At 62.1% G+C, this 17,463-nt stretch carries 21 protein-coding genes and 1 pseudogene; 7 read left to right on the top strand and 15 right to left on the bottom strand.

Annotated features, from left to right (window positions below; genetic code table 11):
* Positions 1-8: 8 nt before the first annotated feature.
* The gene (gene ubiA / locus AC2A1F_RS01575) at positions 9-923 is read left to right on the top strand and encodes a 4-hydroxybenzoate octaprenyltransferase (RefSeq protein ID WP_484207022.1); all 915 of its coding nucleotides are present in this window, start codon (positions 9-11) and stop codon (positions 921-923) included.
* On the opposite strand, the gene AC2A1F_RS01580 is transcribed toward ubiA, so the two are convergent.
* Positions 902-1,747 (bottom strand): arylamine N-acetyltransferase family protein, encoded by an 846-nt coding sequence (locus AC2A1F_RS01580; RefSeq protein WP_484207023.1) that lies wholly within the window; start codon positions 1,745-1,747, stop codon positions 902-904. The two genes, ubiA and AC2A1F_RS01580, sit on opposite strands and share 22 nt — an antisense overlap.
* Before the next feature lie 124 nt (positions 1,748-1,871).
* On the opposite strand from AC2A1F_RS01580, the gene soxR reads away from it, so the two are divergent.
* Complete coding sequence (gene soxR, locus AC2A1F_RS01585; protein WP_484207024.1) at positions 1,872-2,312, top strand: redox-sensitive transcriptional activator SoxR; 441 nt, start codon at positions 1,872-1,874, stop codon at positions 2,310-2,312.
* On the opposite strand, the gene AC2A1F_RS01590 is transcribed toward soxR, so the two are convergent.
* The 6 genes from AC2A1F_RS01590 to AC2A1F_RS01615 all read right to left on the bottom strand — a co-directional run bounded on the left by AC2A1F_RS01590 (position 2,309) and on the right by AC2A1F_RS01615 (position 8,811).
* Positions 2,309-2,590, bottom strand: a complete 282-nt coding sequence (locus AC2A1F_RS01590; RefSeq protein WP_484207025.1) for a BrnA antitoxin family protein — start codon at positions 2,588-2,590, stop codon at positions 2,309-2,311. The genes soxR and AC2A1F_RS01590 overlap by 4 nt on opposite strands.
* On the bottom strand, positions 2,550-2,822 hold the full coding sequence (locus tag AC2A1F_RS01595; RefSeq protein ID WP_484207026.1) for a BrnT family toxin: 273 nt from the start codon (positions 2,820-2,822) through the stop codon (positions 2,550-2,552). Before AC2A1F_RS01595 ends, AC2A1F_RS01590 begins: the two co-directional genes overlap by 41 nt.
* A gap of 167 nt (positions 2,823-2,989) precedes the next feature.
* Entirely contained in the window at positions 2,990-6,430 is a 3,441-nt protein-coding gene (gene smc / locus AC2A1F_RS01600) for a chromosome segregation protein SMC (RefSeq protein WP_484207027.1), read from the bottom strand.
* Between the two features lie 29 nt (positions 6,431-6,459).
* Entirely contained in the window at positions 6,460-7,209 is a 750-nt protein-coding gene (locus AC2A1F_RS01605; protein WP_484207028.1) for a thioredoxin domain-containing protein, read from the bottom strand.
* 319 nt (positions 7,210-7,528) lie between these two features.
* Positions 7,529-8,224, bottom strand: a complete 696-nt coding sequence (locus AC2A1F_RS01610) for a DsbA family protein (RefSeq protein WP_484207029.1) — start codon at positions 8,222-8,224, stop codon at positions 7,529-7,531.
* Positions 8,221-8,811 (bottom strand): DUF721 domain-containing protein, encoded by a 591-nt coding sequence (locus tag AC2A1F_RS01615; RefSeq protein ID WP_484207030.1) that lies wholly within the window; start codon positions 8,809-8,811, stop codon positions 8,221-8,223. Before AC2A1F_RS01615 ends, AC2A1F_RS01610 begins: the two co-directional genes overlap by 4 nt.
* 29 nt (positions 8,812-8,840) lie before the next feature.
* Between AC2A1F_RS01615 and AC2A1F_RS01620 the strand changes: the two genes are divergently transcribed.
* From AC2A1F_RS01620 to AC2A1F_RS01635, 4 genes are read left to right on the top strand one after another with little or no spacing between them, the layout of a single operon-like run.
* Complete coding sequence (locus AC2A1F_RS01620) at positions 8,841-9,905, top strand: A/G-specific adenine glycosylase (RefSeq protein WP_484207031.1); 1,065 nt, start codon at positions 8,841-8,843, stop codon at positions 9,903-9,905.
* A 3-nt stretch (positions 9,906-9,908) separates the two neighbouring features.
* On the top strand, positions 9,909-11,204 hold the full coding sequence (locus AC2A1F_RS01625; RefSeq protein WP_484207032.1) for a serine hydrolase domain-containing protein: 1,296 nt from the start codon (positions 9,909-9,911) through the stop codon (positions 11,202-11,204).
* Positions 11,204-12,100 (top strand): NAD(+) diphosphatase, encoded by an 897-nt coding sequence (gene nudC, locus AC2A1F_RS01630; protein ID WP_484207033.1) that lies wholly within the window; start codon positions 11,204-11,206, stop codon positions 12,098-12,100. Before AC2A1F_RS01625 ends, nudC begins: the two co-directional genes overlap by 1 nt.
* Positions 12,097-12,783, top strand: a complete 687-nt coding sequence (locus AC2A1F_RS01635) for a DsbA family oxidoreductase (RefSeq protein WP_484207034.1) — start codon at positions 12,097-12,099, stop codon at positions 12,781-12,783. The genes nudC and AC2A1F_RS01635 overlap by 4 nt, the downstream gene beginning before the upstream one ends.
* On the opposite strand, the gene AC2A1F_RS01640 is transcribed toward AC2A1F_RS01635, so the two are convergent.
* From AC2A1F_RS01640 to mgtE, 8 genes and pseudogenes are all read right to left on the bottom strand, one after another.
* Entirely contained in the window at positions 12,780-13,151 is a 372-nt protein-coding gene (locus tag AC2A1F_RS01640) for a helix-turn-helix domain-containing protein (protein ID WP_484207035.1), read from the bottom strand. The genes AC2A1F_RS01635 and AC2A1F_RS01640 overlap by 4 nt on opposite strands.
* 19 nt (positions 13,152-13,170) lie before the next feature.
* The gene (locus tag AC2A1F_RS01645; RefSeq protein ID WP_484207036.1) at positions 13,171-13,455 is read right to left on the bottom strand and encodes a type II toxin-antitoxin system RelE/ParE family toxin; all 285 of its coding nucleotides are present in this window, start codon (positions 13,453-13,455) and stop codon (positions 13,171-13,173) included.
* Positions 13,452-13,730, bottom strand: a complete 279-nt coding sequence (locus AC2A1F_RS01650; protein ID WP_484207037.1) for an antitoxin of toxin-antitoxin stability system — start codon at positions 13,728-13,730, stop codon at positions 13,452-13,454. Before AC2A1F_RS01650 ends, AC2A1F_RS01645 begins: the two co-directional genes overlap by 4 nt.
* An 82-nt stretch (positions 13,731-13,812) precedes the next feature.
* Positions 13,813-13,963 (bottom strand): annotated as a pseudogene (locus AC2A1F_RS01655) (DUF1489 family protein); the annotation flags it as partial.
* Positions 13,964-14,004: 41 nt separating this feature from the next.
* Complete coding sequence (locus AC2A1F_RS01660; RefSeq protein ID WP_484207038.1) at positions 14,005-14,334, bottom strand: type II toxin-antitoxin system RelE/ParE family toxin; 330 nt, start codon at positions 14,332-14,334, stop codon at positions 14,005-14,007.
* On the bottom strand, positions 14,318-14,584 hold the full coding sequence (locus AC2A1F_RS01665) for a ribbon-helix-helix domain-containing protein (protein ID WP_484207039.1): 267 nt from the start codon (positions 14,582-14,584) through the stop codon (positions 14,318-14,320). Before AC2A1F_RS01665 ends, AC2A1F_RS01660 begins: the two co-directional genes overlap by 17 nt.
* 81 nt (positions 14,585-14,665) lie before the next feature.
* On the bottom strand, positions 14,666-15,073 hold the full coding sequence (locus AC2A1F_RS01670; protein WP_484207040.1) for a DUF1489 domain-containing protein: 408 nt from the start codon (positions 15,071-15,073) through the stop codon (positions 14,666-14,668).
* A 218-nt stretch (positions 15,074-15,291) separates the two neighbouring features.
* Complete coding sequence (gene mgtE / locus AC2A1F_RS01675) at positions 15,292-16,740, bottom strand: magnesium transporter (RefSeq protein ID WP_484207041.1); 1,449 nt, start codon at positions 16,738-16,740, stop codon at positions 15,292-15,294.
* A gap of 111 nt (positions 16,741-16,851) precedes the next feature.
* Between mgtE and AC2A1F_RS01680 the strand changes: the two genes are divergently transcribed.
* Positions 16,852-17,307: a peptidylprolyl isomerase gene (locus tag AC2A1F_RS01680; protein ID WP_484207042.1), complete on the top strand. Its 456-nt coding sequence runs from the start codon at positions 16,852-16,854 to the stop codon at positions 17,305-17,307.
* Positions 17,308-17,463: the final 156 nt, after the last annotated feature.

The raw sequence follows: 17,463 nt of genomic DNA on the forward strand, positions 1-17,463 counted from the left end.
TCAGGCCCATGATCGAGACGGCACCTGCGCAAATCGTCCCTGATAGCGAGCACAAGGGTCTCGTCGCCCGCCTGCCGCAGCCTTGGCGCAACTATGCGTTGCTGGCGCGGTTTGATCGGCCCATCGGCTCGTGGCTGCTGTTCTGGCCTTGCGCCTGGGGCCTGTTCCTCGGCGGTGCGACAGGTTCTTGGGTTATTCTGGCGTGGATGCTGCTGGGGGCCGTTGCGATGCGCGGGGCAGGTTGCGTCTATAACGATATCGTCGATGCCGATCTTGATGCCCGCGTCGCCCGCACCGCCCTGCGCCCCATCGCCAGCGGCGCGGTGACCAAGCGCGCCGCGTGGATCTGGTTGCTCTCGCTTTGCGCCGTTGGCCTCGTCGTGCTCCTGCAATTGCGCTGGGAGGCGCAACTTGTCGCGCTCGGCAGCCTTGCGCTGGTCGCCGCCTATCCCTTCATGAAGCGAATCACCGGCTGGCCGCAGGCATGGCTTGGCCTCGTCTTCACATGGGGCGCTCCCGTCGGCTGGGTTCAGGCGACCGGCTTCGAAAACCTCGCTCCGCTGGCCGCACTCTATGCCGGGTGTTGGGCATGGTGCATGGCCTATGACACGATCTACGCGCTGCAAGACCGCGAAGATGATGCGCTGGTCGGTATAGGATCGTCCGCGCTGTCGTTTGGCAGTTATGTGAAGGCCGGAGTCGCCGGGCTTTACGCGCTGGCCTTGGCAAGCTGGGCGGGAGCCGTGTGGCTGGCCCGGCCCGATCCGCTGGCCTTGTTGGCACTGCTCCCGGTCGCATTGCACTTGTGCTGGCAAGTTCTGACGCTGAAGGAAGACGGCACCGATCCGCTCACCAAGTTCCGCTCAAACCGCACGGCTGGCCTGCTGATGGCCGCTGCCTGCTATGTTGTCGGAGCCGCCTGAGCGCCGAACAGCGCTTCATGCCGCGCGCAGATCGCAGGCCACAGCGTGGCTGCTTCAGGCACATCGAGCAGGAACACATTGCGCAGAACGTCAACCAGTTCATCAGCCGAAGCCAGTTCGTGCCGCACTTCACCCATGGCGCTTACATCGGAAAGCACTTTGCCCCGCAGCATCAGATAGCGTTCTGCATCGCGCCGCTGCACTGACAGGTTCTGCACGAACAGCGATGCAGGATTGCTGCATTGCCAATGACATAGTGCTGATAGCTGATCCTCGTTCGCAGCTTCGGCACGGAAATCATAGGATATGGCGCTCTCACCCAGCGCAACGGAAAGGCGCCACAATCCGTCCTCGGGCGCACCAAGGCTGACCGGCAGCGGTGGCTGCATCCATGATCCGGTTTGCAACGGCACCGGTGCTGCCAGCCAGCTGCCAAACCCAGCATCCACCAGCCACGCATCTTCACACTGCACCAGCAGGCACAAGTGTGATCCCATGCTCTCGTCCCCGCGCACTTGCCGCATCACGCCTGCGCTCATCCGCATCACGTCGAACCCGATCGCTGCCAAAGCTGCACCCAGCACGCCATTGTGCTCGTAACACCAGCCTCCGCGGCGGGCTTCGATCAGCTTGGCAAATGCAGCGGCCGGACTGGTGGTCAATGCGCGGCCCAGTTGCACATCGATGTTCTCGAAAGCGATTGTTTGAACATGCGCACGCACAACGCGTTCCAGCGTCGCCTGGTCGGGTCTTGCAGAACTCTCAAATCCGATCCGCGCCAGATAGGCTGAAAGCTGCTGCTGTGTCAGCGGTTCAATCGTCACGGGAGCGTCTCGGGCATCAAGCGAATCCTTTTTGGGCGGGTCTGCGAATCGGTGCTTGCGAATATGCAACCTCAAGCTAGCTTGAGATCAAGCCATTCGATTGCAGTCGCCACAGAGAGTGCAAATGCACCGCAATGATCTGATCCCCATCGGCACGCTTTCGCGCCGCACCGGTCTCGCCGTATCGGCCATCCGCTATTACGAAGATCGCGGTCTTGTCACCTCGATCCGCACCAACGGCAACCAGCGGCGCTTCCTGCGCTCGGATATCCGCCGGCTAAGCTTCATTCAGATCGCGCAGAAACTGGGCCTGGGCCTAGCCGAGATTGAGCGGGAGCTTGCTGCCCTGCCGCAGGGCCGCACGCCCAACATCATGGACTGGCAAAAGATCAGCCGCTCGCTTCGCAAGGAAATCGACAGCCGCATCCAATTGCTCACCCGCACCCGCAACAAGCTCGACGAATGCATTGGCTGCGGCTGCCTCAGCCTCGACCGATGCGCCTTGTACAACAAGGAAGACCGGGCGAGTGCCGCGGGGCCGGGGCCGAGGTTTGTGCTCGATTAGATCCCCAGCGCTTTTCGCAATTCCGCATTGATCCGCGATTGCCAGCCCTTGCCGGTCGCACGGAACTTCTCGATCACATCGGGATCAAGGCGCAAGGTGACCTGCTTCTTGGGGTTTTCGGCGATGGGGCGGCCGGGATGGGTCCATGTGCCAACAGCTTCACGAATCACTTTTCCGCCAATTGAGAGCTGCGCATACCGGAAGTGCTCTTCCGTCCATTCAGGCGGATCGTCAGGGTCAGTCCAAGGTTCGTCGGTAATAGTTTTGCTCTCGATCATTGGCTTTTCTCATTGAGATAATGCGTATTGCGCCGCTTCGGCGGGTCCAAGTCATTGCAATCAAACGACCGTCAAGCATGCCGAACGTGTTGTACCGGACTTCACCGTATTCAATCCGATCATCGATCCAACTAAACTCTGAGCCATCAAAAACTTCGTTAGCACGAGCGAAATCAAGACCCCGCACCTGTAACGTCAGGAGACGCTTATCTTCGTCGTATTCAATCCGCATTTAGCTTTTATCCCTCGCTTTTGGACGCCGGGGGTGTTGTGCCCAAGATGCCGAGAAATCGACTGACTTGAGACGCCTTAAATTCGGCCTGAAAACCACCTCTTGGGTTTGGAAGCCAAGGGGCAAATGGTTTGAGGCCGCAATAATTAATGTAACTACAAAAATTGTCAACCCGCCGCTTCCAGCAGTTCCACCGCACCGCCCAGATCCACGCTTACCAACCGCGAAACGCCGCGTTCCACCATCGTCACGCCGAACAGGCGGTGCATGCGGCTCATTGTCACCGCGTTGTGGGTGACGATCAGGTAGCGGGTGTTGGTTTGCGCGACCATGGCGTCGAGGAGGTCGCAAAAGCGTTCGATGTTGGCGTCGTCCAGCGGGGCGTCGACTTCGTCGAGGACGCAGATCGGGGCGGGGTTGGTGAGGAAAAGGGCGAAGATCAGCGCTACTGCTGTCAGCGCTTGTTCACCGCCGGACAGAAGAGTCAAGGATTGCAGGCGCTTACCGGGTGGCTGTGCGAAGATTTCGAGGCCTGCTTCGAGCGGATCGTCGCTGTCCACCAGCGCGAGGTGCGCTTCGCCGCCGCCGAACAGGCGCGAGAACAACTGGCGGAAGTGGCCATCCACCGCTTCGAAAGCGGCGCGCAGGCGCTCGCGGCCTTCGCGGTTGAGGTTGCCGATGGAACCTCTAAGTCTATGAACAGCCTCGGTAAGTTCGGCCTGCTCGGCGACGCTCGTGCCATGGCGCTCTTCTACTTCAGCGAGTTCATCAGCGGCGACGAGGTTGACCGGGCCGATGCGTTCGCGCTCTGCCATCAGGCGGTCCATCGCGGCGGATTCCTCGCCCGCGCTGCCCACTTCGGCGCTGCCGAAGCCGAAGCGTTCGGGCAGAAGCGGGGGTGGGCATTGGAATCTTTCTCCCGAGATTCCAGCCATTTCCTGCCGCCGCGCGTCTTCATTCTCGGCGCGGGCGGTGGCGCCGGCGCGGGATTCGCGGGCGGTAGCCAAGGCTTCGTTGGCGGAGGAAAGGGCGCTATCTGATTGTTTTGATGCTGTTTCTGCTGTGGCCAGCGCTGCTTCTGCAGTGGCGAGATCGGTGGCTAGGCGGGTGCGGATGCTTTCACCTTGTTCCAACTCTGCGATCAAACCCTTTGGTTTTTCAGCAGAAATTGCGCGTTCGGTGTCCAATTCCTCGCGCCGTCCGGTCATTTCGGCAAGGCGCTTGGCGGCGTCTCCGGCGCGGGCCTGCCACGCACGGATATCGCCGCGGATGCCTGCAAGTCTTTCTTTTCCAACGGCAATATTCTGATCGAGCGAGGCCGCTGCGGCGGTGGCGGCTTGAAGGGAGGTGCGTGCGGCATCATTGCGCGCGCGGGCAGCTTCGAGCGCCGCGCGGCCTGCGGCGGGGTCTGGCAGGGTGTTGCGTTTGTCTTCGGCGGCAGAAAGTTCGCCCTGTGCGGCTTCGCGCTGGTCAGCAAGATCAGCCAGAGTCCTTGAAATTTCAGCCTTTCTTTGCTCCAGCCGGGCTCGTGCTGCCTCGGCAGCATCCAGTGCCCGCAGTGCTGCGCGTTCGGAATCGGCGGCTTGCGTGATGGATTTCTGAACTGCACCTAGATGCACCGAGATGGCACCTAGCCGCTGTTGCACGCCTTCAAGTGCCGCTAGCGCGGCGCTAACGTCGGCTAGGCGCGCGGGCAAAATTGCCTCAAGTTCGGTCAGCCGATTTTCGGCTTCGAGTGCTGCCGCTTCAGCTGCACCTTCACCGCGCGCGACAAATCCATCCCACCTTCTGAGCCGTCCAACTTTGGTGACCAACCACTCACCCGGTTGAAGGACTTGTCCATCATCGCTGTCTGCCACGCGGACCAGCGCGAGCCTTGCGGAAAGTTCGGGCGGGCATTGCGGGACGTAGTGGGCGAGCGAATCTGGCAGCACTTGTGGTGATTGCGCGCCGGTCCAAAAGCGGCCTTCGGCATTTGCCGGGGCAGGGCCGACCGGGGCTGTGGCATCGCGGCCCAGAACGGCGGCGAGCGCCCATTCATAGCCGGGTGCCGCGCGGGTTCCGGCGATGGCCGATTGGCCCAAACCTTTCGCGGCGCGGGCTTTCTCGCGCGCCGCTTTGTCGCGGGCCAAAGCGTCAGCCTCACGTTCGACACCTGAAAGCTCGGCGCGGGCCTGTGCGAGGGCATTGCCTGCCGCGTCACGCTCAGCCGACAGTGCCTCGCGTTGACTGGTGAGAGTGACGAGTTCGGCTTCGGCTGATGCGATTGCGGCAGAGGCATTCGCTCTTTTCGCTTCTGCATCAGCGATTTGCATTGCGGGATCAGGTTCACGCGCCAAAGCATCAGCCTGCTGAGCGACGCGCGCAACATCCGCCTCAAGCCGCGCAAGCCGCTGGCGCGCAGCCGCAACGGCAGCTTCGGCCACGCGCCATTCAGCATCGATCCCGGCTTGTTCGGCCACGCGCTGCGCCAAGGCCAGTTCGGCGGCGCGGGCTGCGCGGTCGGCATCGTCGGCTGCGGCGGCGAGAACGGGGCGGCGGGCTGTGTCTTCGGCCAATGCGACTTCTGCGGCGGTGAGGTCTTGTTCCAGCTTTGCCATCGCGGCGGCTGCGTCTTCGGTCAGCTTGTCTGCGCTGGCGCGGTCTTGTTCGATCCGGGCAAGTTGGCGGTCAATGTCCTGCACCCGCTGTTCGGCAGCTTCCAATTGCGCGGTGAGCGAGGCCATGCGTTGGCCGTGGGCGGCAGCATCCTGCCTGCGATCAAACAGTTCATCGCGCGCTTCGGATAGCGCAGCGGCGGCTTTGTGCTGGGCGGATTGCACCTGATTGGCGAGGAGTGCGGCGGCCCTTACCGCTTCATCTGCGGCAGTGGCCTGTTTGCGCGCAGCATCGGCAGCGGCTGCAGCATCGCGCCAGCGAGCAAAGACAAGGCGCGCTTCGGACAGGCGGATCTTTTCGCTAACGGCCTTGTAGCGTTCGGCCGCGCGGGCCTGACGGCGCAAGGTGTTGATCTGGTTTTCAAGGCCGGAAAGCAGATCTTCCAGCCTTGCGACGTTGACTTCGGTGGCGCGCAGCTTCTGTTCGGCATCGCGGCGGCGCACGTGAAGCCCTGCGATGCCTGCGGCTTCTTCGAGCATCATGCGCCGTTCGGTAGGCTTGGCCGCAATGACGGCAGCGATGCGGCCCTGGCTGACCAGCGCCGGGCTGTGTGCGCCGGTGGCAGCATCGGCAAAGACGAGCGCGACGTCCTTGGCCCGCACATCCCTGCCATTGACGCGATAGGCGCTGCCTGCGCCGCGTTCGATCCGGCGGACGACTTCCAGTTCGCCGCCGAATGCGCCGGATGGATCGGTTTCAGCCGTCAGCAAGACTTCGGCAAAAGCGCGGGCGGGGCGGGTGGCGGTGCCTGCGAAGATCACGTCTTCCATTCCGCCGCCACGCATCGACCGGGCCGAGCTTTCACCCATGACCCAGCGGATCGCTTCGAGCAGGTTGGATTTGCCGCAGCCGTTGGGGCCGACCACGCCGGTAAGGCCCGGTTCGATGCGCAGTTCGGCAGGCTCCACAAAGCTTTTGAAACCGGACAGTTTCAAACGCTTGAACAGCATGCCTGTGGCCCCCGGCGGTCGCTAGGCCCTTAGCGTGCCCCGGCCTTCTGGATCATGGGTTCCAATGCTGCCCAATCGGCAACGCCGGTTTTGTTGCCGTTGATGAAGAAGGTGGGCGTGCCGGTGATATCGAACTCCTTGCTCCACTTTTCGTTCGTTTCGGCAAGTTTGGTGGCGCGCGCCGTATCGGCCAGGCACGATGCGCCCTGCGCTGCGGCGACGCCGCGCGAGGCGAAAAATTCGCTCATCCCCGAAACCTGGGCGATGCCGCCAAAGCGCTTTTCCGGGGGAAGGGTGGACACTTGCTGAAGGGCGGCTTCATTGGCCTGCAAGTTGGTGAACATCTGCGGCTGCCAGCCCCAGAACTGTTCGGACAGCGGAATGACCGCTTCGGGCGCGCTGCACGTAGCCAGCAGGACCGATGGCATATCGAGCGCGTTCAGCAGGAACAGGCGCAGTTCGAAAGAGACGCGGCCCGAAGCGATGTATTCATCGCGCAGTTTGGGGAAGCCCTTTTCCGAAAATTCCGCGCAGTGCGAGCAGGATAGCGCGCCAAATTCCATGACCTTTATCGGCGCATCAGGATTGCCGATCACATAGCCGCCTTCGGGCGTGGTGGTGAAGGTTTCGGTCCACGATTTGCCAACCGGTGCAGGGATCTTGGCGATGGGTTCGCTGCTGGCGACTTCGCCACTGGCGGCGGCGTCCTTGTTATCACAAGCGGCGAGGCCGAGCGTAAGGGGCAGGGCGGCAAGCAGGAGGGCGCGGGCGAACTTCATCAGGTGGATATTCCTGTTTCTGGCGATCTGGCTTCAACGCTAGCGGATTGTTGGCGGGGTTTGAAGGGGTGTGGAGTGTGGGTTTGTGGATCAATCCTTCGACGGGTTCAGGATGATCCTTCGACAGGCTCAGGATGAGCGGGGTATGTTTCCCTATCCGCTCATGCTGAGCTTGTCGAAGCATCTGGCGCAGTGCTGGCGTCCTTCGACAAGATCGGGACGAGCGGCTTGTTGGTGGGGAGGTGTTGGTGGGAACATGCCCTCCCCCGGCCCTTCCCACAGGCGGGAGGGTAGAAGAGAGTGCTGTGACAGGGCGCGTTTACTTTATCCGGGCCATCAGTTGCGGGCGCAGGGCATCCCAATTGTGCGTTCCGGCAAGCAGGATTCCGTCGATCATGAAGCTGGGGGTGCCGGTGACCCCAAGGTTCTCTGCGGCGTCGTTTGTTTGCTGTGCCAGCTTGCCTGCGAGCGCTTCGTTGGCGATGCAGCGGTCCAACGTGGAGCGGTCCATTCCACGCGCGGCCATGAATTCGTAAAATTTGAAGTCAGCGGCGATGGCGCGTGTGCGGCTGGCGAAGGGACCGGTTGACCAGCGCTGGCGCTGTGCCGCCGTTGCCTTGGTGAGTGGCGTGATCCACTGAGGTTGGCTGCGCATGAAAGCAGTGTGCAGAGTGAAGAAACGGTTGGCAGGCACGCAATTGGTGATCAGGGCAACGGTGACGTCGATCGGATCGCGCACGAAATTGCGCACTTCGACCGCGCCCTTGTTGGGCCCGACCATGCCGAGCTTCAACTGCGCTTCGGATTCCACCTCGAACTGCGAACAATGCGGGCAAGTGTAGCTGACAAATTCGATCAGACGCAGCGGAGCCTTGGGATTGCCAAGCAGGTGGTGGCCTTCTGGCGTAACGGTCGCGATTGGGGTGGGGCCAGCGGGGCGCGCCGGTTTGGTTGCGCCGGTCAGCGTGAGCGTGGCGGCAAGGGCCAGTATTGAGGTGGCAAATTTGCGGATCATCCCTGTTTCGTCCCCTTGCTTGCAGTTTCCAGACTGCGCGCCAGTGATTCGAGCACGGTGCGCAGTTCGGGATCGCCGATATCGCGCAAGGAATCCCCCAGTTCCATGGGGATCGGTTTGAGCGAGGGCGGCGCGGTGCGCGGCTCTCCTTTCGGCTTTGGCGCCTGAACCGCGCCTTGCCGGATCTTGACCTTGACCACGGCATTGTAGCCGAAGAAGCGGTTCACCCGATCAATGATTTCGGGGATCACGTGCTGGATCATCGGCGCGTGGGCGGGGCTGACGACGAGTTGCAGAATGCCTTCGGACTTTTCGCCCGGCGGAAAGCGGATGGATTCGGGCATGCAATTGCGCGCATTGCGATCGCCCACGATTTCCGGCCAGCGCGTGACGACGCTGGATTGCACGAATCCGAAACGGCGGAAGGCGGTGCGGCCGATGGCAGGCATCAGATCGGCGATCTGGCGCGCTTCGCCACCGCGCGGGCGTTCAAAAGGCTTAAGCGCGGGCTTTGGCGCAGGCTTGGCAGATGGCTTTCCGGCCTTTTGCGCCTTTGGTTTGTCCGCGTCAGAAGGGGTGGTTTTCATATCGCCATGCGCCATGCCATAGGTGGGCGATGCAAGCCAGAGAGGAAGCCACCGCCAAGTTCGATCCCAAGGCCGTCGCGCCCGTGTTACTGGATTGGTATGACGTTCATGCGCGCAGGTTGCCATGGCGCATGTTGCCCGGAGAAGCGCGGCAGGACCCATACAAGGTGTGGCTTTCGGAAGTGATGCTGCAGCAGACCACGGTGGCAGCGGTGGGACCATACTTTGCGAAGTTCACCGAGCGCTGGCCGACAGTGGGCGATCTTGCTGCAGCAGATGATGCCGATGTGATGGCCGCCTGGGCGGGGCTAGGTTACTATGCCCGCGCGCGCAATCTGCTGGCCTGTGCGCGGGCGGTGGCAGAGCTGGGCGGGGCTTTTCCCGATACTGAAGAGGGCCTTCGCGCACTGCCGGGACTGGGTGAGTATACGGCGGCAGCCGTGGCGGCGATTGCCTTTGGACGGCGCGCGGTGGTGGTGGATGCCAATGTCGAGCGGGTGGTGGCGCGGCTGTTTGCCATCGACGAGCCTTTGCCTGCCGGGCGCAGTGCGATCCGTTTTGCGGCGGGGCAGGTGACACCGGACGGGCGCTCCGGGGACTTTGCCCAAGCGATGATGGATCTGGGGGCGACGATCTGCACCTCTCGGTCTCCCCGATGCATGCTGTGTCCGTTGCGGTCGCAATGCCGGGGGAAGGCGGAGGGCGCGCCTGAACGCTTGCCGGTGAAGGCCGCGAAGAAGGCCAAGCCGGTGCGGCAGGGGCGCGCTTACTGGATTGAACTGGAGAGCCGGGTTCTGCTCGTGACGCGGCCCGGACGCGGGATGCTGGGCGGGATGCGTGCGCTGCCTGATGATGGCTGGTCGGCCAAGGGGGATGGCGCGGCGGCTTTGGATGGGGAGTGGCACAGTGGCGGCGTGGTGCGGCATTCTTTCACGCATTTCGATCTTGAATTGCAATTGATGCTTTGCCTGTCATCAGAAGCGGTTAGTCATGAAGGCGGAGAGTGGTGGCCGGTGGAAGACATCGAAGCTGCCGGGCTGCCCACCGTCTTTGCCAAGGCGGCGAGGATGGCCATTGCTGAGAGGAACGGCTGAGAGATGCAGCGCATGAAGATTTCGCGCAGGGGTTTGCTGGGTTCAATTGGCGCGCTGGGCGGCACGGCGTTCCTGCCGCGCACGGTTTGGGCATCGGCGGCGGCAGAAACGCGGTTTCCGGCTGTCGCGCGGATGCTGGATGGCTATGTTTCGGCGGGCAAGCTGCCGGGGATGATCGCAGCGATGGGCTGGGGCGCTGCCGAAGCGCCGCTGGATATTGCGCGCGGGACGCTGGCCAAGGGCTCTGAGCAGCCAGTGGACATGGACAGCCTGTTTCGCATCTATTCGATGACCAAGCCGATCACTGGCATGGCCGCGATGATGCTGGTGGATGAAGGGAAGCTGCGGCTGGACCAGCCGATTGCCGATCTGCTGCCTGCGTTCGGCAAGATGATGGTGCAGACCGCGCCCGATGGATCGATTACCGATCTGCGCCCGGCCAAGACGCAAATCACCGTGCGGCACCTGCTGACGCATACGGCGGGGCTGGGCTATTCGATCGTGCAGAAAGGGCCGATTGCCGCCGCTTTCATCAAGGCCGGGCTGGTGCCGGGGCAGGCCAGTCGGTTGCCGATGCCGGGGATGGCCGGGTTCAAGCCGCTGGGCAGCCTTGCCGAATTTGCCGATGTGCTGGCCACGATGCCGTTGGTCTATGAGCCGGGAACGGTGTGGAGCTATTCGACCGGGCTGGACCTGATGGGCCGCGTGATCGAGGTGGCATCGGGCAAGCCGTTCGATGCTTTTCTGGCCGAGCGAGTGTTTGGCCCCTGCGGCATGACATCCACGTGGTTCCGCGTGCCGGAAGGCGAAGTGGGGCGCATGACGACCAATTATGCGGCGGTGGGCGGGATGCTGCTGCCGGTCGATCCGGGCCGCAATTCGATCTATCTGGATCAGCCGCCCTATCCGTTCGGCGGGGCGGGGCTGGTGTCGTCTCCGCGTGATTATGACCGGTTTCAGCGGATGCTGCTCGGCTTTGGCACAATCGACGGGCGGCAGGTAATGAGCGAGGCGGCGGTGCGGCTGGGGACGAGCAATCTGCTGCCGGTGGGGACGGACCTTTCGAAGGCGTTCATCAAGGGCAACGGCTTTGGCGCGGGCGGCTCTGTTGGGCTGGGTGAGGACACCGGCACGTATGGCTGGGCAGGCGCGGCGGGGACCGTTGGCTTCGTCAACTTCCGCGTGGGGCTGCGGGCGGGGTGCTATACGCAGTACATGCCGTCAGAGGCCTATCCGGTGCACAGGGAATTTGCTCAGGCCGTGCTGGCCGATGTTACAGGAATGAAGGCAGCAGCGTGATGGATACGACGACGATTGCTTTTGCCGGCGGGATGATCGACCGCGCGGACCATATCCGCGCCGATGCGGACCGGCTGGCCGATCTGATGAACTGGCGCGCGCGGCTGCTGAAGCTCGATGGGATCGACCCCGTGATCGCGCCCGATGGCGGGCTGGATTGGGGCACGCTGGCCGATGCCGATCCTGAGGCAGAACTGGTGTTTCTGGGGCTGGGCGAGGATGGGCGCGGCTGCTTTGCGCAAGTGACGCCTGCGATCATCGGCAGCGTGGCTCCGCCCAACCCTCGGCTCTGGGGGGCGATGGGCATGCTCTCGCCCGCTGATCTTTCGATCTATGGCGGCGCGCGCAGTCTGGTGGACTGGCACGCGCGGCATCGGTTCTGTGCGCGATGTGGTTCGGCCACAGTCCTGCGCAAGGGCGGTTGGCAGCGGACCTGCACCAATGATGCGTGCAAGGCCGAGCACTTCCCGCGCGTTGATCCTGTCACGATCATGACGGTGGAGTGCGAGGGCGAGTTGCTGCTGGGCCGCCAGCCGCGCTTTCCGGCGCGGCGCTATTCGGCGCTCGCGGGCTTTGTGGAGCCGGGCGAGGGGCTGGAGGATGCGGTGCGGCGCGAGATCATGGAGGAGGCGGGCGTCAAGGTGGACGCGGTCAACTATGTGGCGAGCCAGCCCTGGCCGTTCCCGTCCTCGCTGATGATCGCATGCCATGCGTTCACGACGCAGCGCGAGATCACCATCGACACGACCGAACTGGACGATGCGCGCTGGTTCACGCGCGAAGAGGTGCAATATGCGATGGATGCATTGGCGCGGGGCGAAGAGGACGGGGCGTTCATTGCGCCACCGCCGTTCGCCGTGGCGCACCACTTGCTGAAGTGGTGGCTGGAGCAGTGAGCGCGCCCGCCAAAGTCATGCTCGATATCTGGTCGGACGTGATGTGCCCGTGGTGCGTGATCGGGCTGAACCAGCTGGATCGGGCACTAGCCGGAATGGCGGGAGAGGTGGACGCTATGGTGCGGTTCCACCCGTTCGAGTTGAACCCAGATATGCCCGAGGAGGGCGAGGAGCAGGCGGCGCACATCCAGCGCAAGTATGGTCGCACGCCAGAGCAATCGGCTGGGGTGCGCGATACGTTGCGGCAGGCGGGGAACCGTGCGGGGTATTCATTCGACTACACCGGAGCAGGTGAGGCACCGCCCGCAATGATGTGGAACACGCGGCTGGCGCACCGGCTGCTGACGTGGACCTTGCGCGATTTCGGGCCGGAGCAGCAGGTGCGGCTAAAGCGCGCACTGTTCGACGCGCACTTTCAGGCGCGGCGCAATGTGGCGGACCCGGAAGTGCTGGCCGATGTGGCGCAAAGCGTGGGCCTGCCGCGCATAGGTGCTTTGCAGGCCATGATCGATGTGGAGATCGAAGCCACGGTGATAGCGGGTGAGCGGCAGGCTTGGGACCTGAACGTATCTGGCGTTCCTGCCGTGCTGATCAACGGCAAGCTGATCGTACCGGGCGCGCAGGAGCCGGAGGTTTATGCCAATCTGATACGCAAGGTGCTGGCGCGCGAGGCGGCGGGTTAAAGCTTTTTTTGGCTATTTATTGCTGCGTACAACATCGCTTGGCTGGCTTCAGGCACACGCCTCAAAGTTTCGATAGCACTACGTTCATCATCTGTAAGACCTCCCATTTCAACCGAAAGTAAATCTTCAGGTGAGCAATCAAATGCAGCTCCAATTGCCTCCATCCATTTTTGATTAAGGTCGCGCTGTCCTTTTTCAATGCGGCTCAAGCTGGCAAACGCGAATCCTATTATCGGCGCGGGCTCTTGCAACGTCAGTCCACGACGTTTTCGCCACTCTCTAACGCGGTTGGGCAACTGATCTTTCGATGTTTCGGACACCATATAAAGCCAAATATACCGTTTGTTGATTTTATTTGCCAGCCCCACTTCGCCAGATCCATTTAGTTCAATCGCGCAGCGGCGGCCATTGGCGTTTGGTGTGAACGATGGTGAGAATCCAGATGGTGTCGCCGTAGATCTCATAGACCAAGCGGTAACTTGGGTGCGGCGTGAGTTCTCGGGTTCCGGGCACTTCGCCTTCGTGGCCCAGCATCGGGTAATCGGCAAGCCGAGCAACGGCGGTGCCGAACTGGTCATCGATCCTGACGGCGGCGGTAATGTCGTGCTGCGAAAGATAGTCCCAGATATCGGCGCGGTCTTGGCGCGCTTCTGGCGTCCAGCGAACTTTCACGCCTGATGAGTAACGCGCGCGCGGCGGTTGGCGAATTCTGCTTCAATCTCGTCATTGTCGAAGCCTTCGCCCGCTTGCATCGAAGTGCGGGCCAACTCCACCTTGCGTTCGACAAAGGCGCTGTGTTCGCGTTTCAGGCGCTGCCGTTCGACAAATTCGCGCATCAATTCGCGCACGACCTGTGAAGCGGGGCGATGCAGGGCATCTGTTTCAGCAATGAAATCCGCCCGCAGATCGGCTTCCAGCTTCATCGTGAAGACGGCTTCCTTCGCCATGATCGCAGCTCCATTGCGGTAATGACATGGTATATACAACGTCATTATAATTACGGCAAGTCGGGCGACCGCAGATGGTCGATCAAACCAACCCTAACTTCGCCAGATCCGATGCAATCCACTTCACCCGTCTCGCCTTCGCCAAGGTCCACAGGCGCATCATCTGGTTCCAGATAGCGCCAGCCTTGGTGGGCGCGTTTGGGTTTGGGGTGGACGTCCATCAGTTGCTCGGCTGCATGGCGCAGGGCCTGATATTCGTCGAGCTGGTTTGTTATTATTTGACGGATCCTTCGCTACCCAAATGCCGTCCGTGATCCATGCTCTCGTGCAGGATGCGCAGAATGTAGAGCGTGGCATGCCTTTCGAGCCGGTAAAAGACAACGTGGGAACCGGCCTTTTGGCCTTTTATCGCGGCGGGAACACCAAAGCGGGGTGTGCCAGATTCCGGCTGATCGGCAATTGCGAGAATAGTCTGGTCGATCCGGGCAAGATATGTCCGTGCCTGCGCCTCTCCCCATTGGCTGACGGTGTAAGCGGCGATATCCTCGATGTCGGCAAGGGCCGGAGTGGTGATTTTCAGACGGGGCTTATTGCGGTCCGACATCAGGAACCTGTGCCGCCTTTACGCCACGGCTTACTGCGCTTTCAAAAGCTGCGGCATCGTAGTCGAACACCTGCCCGTCACGGATTGCCTGTTCGCCAGCTTCCAGTGCGGCTAGCAAACTCGACTGTTCGCGCTCACGCTGCTTGCGCACCATGTCGCGGATCGCTTCGGATACGCTGCTGTAAAAGCCATTTTCGACCTTGCTGCGCAAATAGGTCTCATCGACCTGAGCAAACGAAACCTTCAACATGACGACATCTCCATGGCCTGATCATGCCCCAAGATGGGCCGTCGTTCAATGCGCGAAAGGTATCGTCACGGCATTCGCGTCCTAAACCAACCCCAGCTTCGCCAGATCAGACGCAATCTGCGCTGGCAGGACTTCGCCAGTTTCGCCCTCGGCCAGATCGGCGGGGGCGTCGGCGGGTTCGAGATAGCGCCAGCCCTGGTGGGCGCGTTTGGGTTTGGGGTGGACGTCGATCAGTTTGGTGCTGACCACGATGTTGGTGTAGCCGCCTTCGGCTTCTTCGAAGCCGACGATTTCGGAGCGGGCGACGAGCTGGTGTTTGTGGATCCAGTAGAGCGAGCCGCCGATCATTTCTTCGGCGCGCTTGGGGCGGTTGCGGGTGGTGAGGTAGGCGTATTTCGCGCCGCCCCTGCGGCCTTCGGCAGAAAACCATTCGTGGATTTCTGCCAGCGATTGGGCTCCGTAGGCGACTTTGGTCATGTTGAGGGGCATGGGTGATCCTGAAATCCGAATATTGTCCGCTCATGCTGAGCTTGTCGAAGCATCTTGCGTTGCGCCAGCGTCCTTCGACAGGCTCAGGACGAGCGGGGTGGGGTGGGTTCTGCGTCCTTCGACAGGCTCAGGACGAGCGGGGTGGGGTGAGGCACAGCTCCAATTTCCGCTCATGCTGAGCTCATCCTGAGCTTGCCGAAGGGCGAAGCACCCGAATGCTAACCCGTCAGCCCGCTCAACACCGCAAGGCCGAGGAACGAGAAGAAGCCCATGACATCGGTGGCCATGGTCACGAATACGGCAGATGAGACAGCCGGGTCCACTTTCAGCCGGTCGAGCGTAACGGGCACAAGGATTCCGGCAAGGCCTGCGACCAGATTGTTGATGACCATGGCTGTGCCGATCACCGCGCCCAGCAATGGGTTGGAAAACAGGATCGCGGTGGCGCTACCGACCAGCAGGCCCAGTGCAGAGCCATTGGTGGCCGCGATGCGCAGTTCGCGCAGGATCATGCGCACGGTATTGGAACTGGTCAGCTGATTGGTGGCCAGCGCGCGCACGACCACGGCCAGCGTCTGCGTACCCGCATTGCCGCCCATGCCCGAAACGATCGGCATCAGCACCGCCAGCAGCGCAAACCGGGCAATCGCGCCCTGAAACATGCCGACGACCGATGCGGCGAGCATGGCGGTGCCAAGGTTCACCACCAGCCAGGTCAGGCGGGTGCGCACGGTGAGCAGGATCGGCTCGTTGATGTCACCATCGCCTGCGCCCGACAGGCGCAGGATATCCTCGCTCGCCTCTTCCTGAATGATGTGGACGATATCGTCGACGGTGATCTGGCCGACCAGACGGCCGCTTTCGTCCACCACGGCGGCAGAAATCAGCGCGTATTTCTGGAAGCGCAGCGCGACTTCTTCCTGATCCATGCTGACGGGGATCAAGGTCTGATCGCGCTTCATCACATCGGCCAGCGGGATGCTGCGCGGGGCGCGCAAGATCCATGACAGGCTGCAGGTGCCGATGGGGTGGTGCTTGGGATCGACGATGAACACTTCCCAGAATTCGGTGGGAAGGTTGTCGTCACGGCGCATGTAATCGATCAGATCGCCCACGGTCATCGCTTCGGGCACGGCGATCAGATCGCGGCTCATCAAGCGGCCGGCGGTTTCTTCGGGGTAGGACAGCGCGGATTCGATGGCGGCGCGGTCTTCCGGCTCCATCTCGGCGAGGACGGCCTGCTGGTCCTCCTCGTCCATGTCCTCGATCAGGGCGACGGCGTCATCCGTCTCCATCTGCTCGGCAAGTTCGGCAACCTCTTCGGGTTCCAGCTCCTCGACGAGGTATTCGCGCACATAATCGTTGAGTTCGGCGATCACTTCGCCGCTGAGCAAATCCGAAATGGCGCGCGCCAGAAAGACACGGTCCTGCTGGTCGATCAGTTCGAAAAGGTCGGCGATGTCTGCCGGGTGCAGCGGTTCGACGAGGTTGTAGACTTTCTCGTCGTCACCTGATTCCAGCGCATCGACCACCTTGCGCACGAAGCCGGGGCGCAGGGTATTGTATTCCTCGTCCAGGCTTTCAGCGTTGCGGACAGGTTCTGCTGTCGGCGCGTCGGTGGCCGCTTCGGGGAGCAGGGTTTCGATGATGTCTTCGTCGCGCTGCATAAGGGCGGGGTTACCCACTGAGGCGTCAATTGCAACCGCTCGGGCGAGCTATGCGTGACTTTATTTCGCGAACCACTATATCGGCCTGCAAGACAACAAGGACTGCGACAAATGGCTGACGAAAATCTCGTACTGACACTCGAAACCGGTGACGTTGTGATCAAGCTGCGCCCCGATCTTGCCCCCGGCCACGTGGACCGGATCAAGGAACTGGTGGGTGAAGGTTTTTACAACGGCGTGAAGTTCCACCGCGTGATCCCCGGCTTCATGGCGCAGGGCGGCTGCCCCGATGGTACCGGCATGGGCGGGTCGAGCAAGCCTGACCTGAAGGCCGAATTCAACGCCGAACCGCATGTGCGCGGCGTATGCTCGATGGCCCGCACCAGCGCGCCGCATTCGGCCAACAGCCAGTTCTTCATCTGCTTTGACGATGCGCGTTTCCTCGACAAGCAGTACACCGTGTGGGGTGTGGTCGAGAGCGGCATGGAACACGTGGACGCGCTGCCCAAGGGTGAGCCGCCGAAGACGCCGGGCGTCATTCAGGAAGCGAAGATCGTCGCTGCCTGAACAGGTTTTAGCGTTTGAGTTGAAGGGGCGGGGCCGATGGGCTGCCGCCCCTTTTGCTTGTTGCGTCCTTCGACGCTTTGCCCCCTCGCGCAGGCGGAGGCCTCGGGCCGTTTACGAGAAGCTTTGTAACAGGCACGAGGTCCCCGCCTGCGCGGG

This window comes from Novosphingobium sp. HNCC26BN242 (genome assembly GCF_057180525.1).

Excerpts from the sequence above, each read along its gene's own strand:
- AC2A1F_RS01650 (WP_484207037.1), bottom strand. The coding sequence starts at position 13,730 with ATGGCGAAGGAAGCCGTCTTCACGATGAAGCTGGAAGCCGATCTGCGG.
- AC2A1F_RS01605 (WP_484207028.1), bottom strand. The coding sequence starts at position 7,209 with ATGAAGTTCGCCCGCGCCCTCCTGCTTGCCGCCCTGCCCCTTACGCTC.
- AC2A1F_RS01625 (WP_484207032.1), top strand. The coding sequence starts at position 9,909 with ATGCAGCGCATGAAGATTTCGCGCAGGGGTTTGCTGGGTTCAATTGGC.
- mgtE (WP_484207041.1), bottom strand. The coding sequence starts at position 16,740 with ATGCAGCGCGACGAAGACATCATCGAAACCCTGCTCCCCGAAGCGGCC.
- AC2A1F_RS01595 (WP_484207026.1), bottom strand. The coding sequence starts at position 2,822 with ATGCGGATTGAATACGACGAAGATAAGCGTCTCCTGACGTTACAGGTG.
- AC2A1F_RS01670 (WP_484207040.1), bottom strand. The coding sequence starts at position 15,073 with ATGCCCCTCAACATGACCAAAGTCGCCTACGGAGCCCAATCGCTGGCA.
- AC2A1F_RS01615 (WP_484207030.1), bottom strand. The coding sequence starts at position 8,811 with ATGAAAACCACCCCTTCTGACGCGGACAAACCAAAGGCGCAAAAGGCC.
- AC2A1F_RS01660 (WP_484207038.1), bottom strand. The coding sequence starts at position 14,334 with ATGTCGGACCGCAATAAGCCCCGTCTGAAAATCACCACTCCGGCCCTT.
- nudC (WP_484207033.1), top strand. The coding sequence starts at position 11,204 with ATGGATACGACGACGATTGCTTTTGCCGGCGGGATGATCGACCGCGCG.
- soxR (WP_484207024.1), top strand. The coding sequence starts at position 1,872 with ATGCACCGCAATGATCTGATCCCCATCGGCACGCTTTCGCGCCGCACC.
- ubiA (WP_484207022.1), top strand. The coding sequence starts at position 9 with ATGATCGAGACGGCACCTGCGCAAATCGTCCCTGATAGCGAGCACAAG.
- AC2A1F_RS01620 (WP_484207031.1), top strand. The coding sequence starts at position 8,841 with ATGCAAGCCAGAGAGGAAGCCACCGCCAAGTTCGATCCCAAGGCCGTC.
- AC2A1F_RS01590 (WP_484207025.1), bottom strand. The coding sequence starts at position 2,590 with ATGATCGAGAGCAAAACTATTACCGACGAACCTTGGACTGACCCTGAC.
- AC2A1F_RS01610 (WP_484207029.1), bottom strand. The coding sequence starts at position 8,224 with ATGATCCGCAAATTTGCCACCTCAATACTGGCCCTTGCCGCCACGCTC.
- smc (WP_484207027.1), bottom strand. The coding sequence starts at position 6,430 with ATGCTGTTCAAGCGTTTGAAACTGTCCGGTTTCAAAAGCTTTGTGGAG.
- AC2A1F_RS01665 (WP_484207039.1), bottom strand. The coding sequence starts at position 14,584 with ATGTTGAAGGTTTCGTTTGCTCAGGTCGATGAGACCTATTTGCGCAGC.
- AC2A1F_RS01680 (WP_484207042.1), top strand. The coding sequence starts at position 16,852 with ATGGCTGACGAAAATCTCGTACTGACACTCGAAACCGGTGACGTTGTG.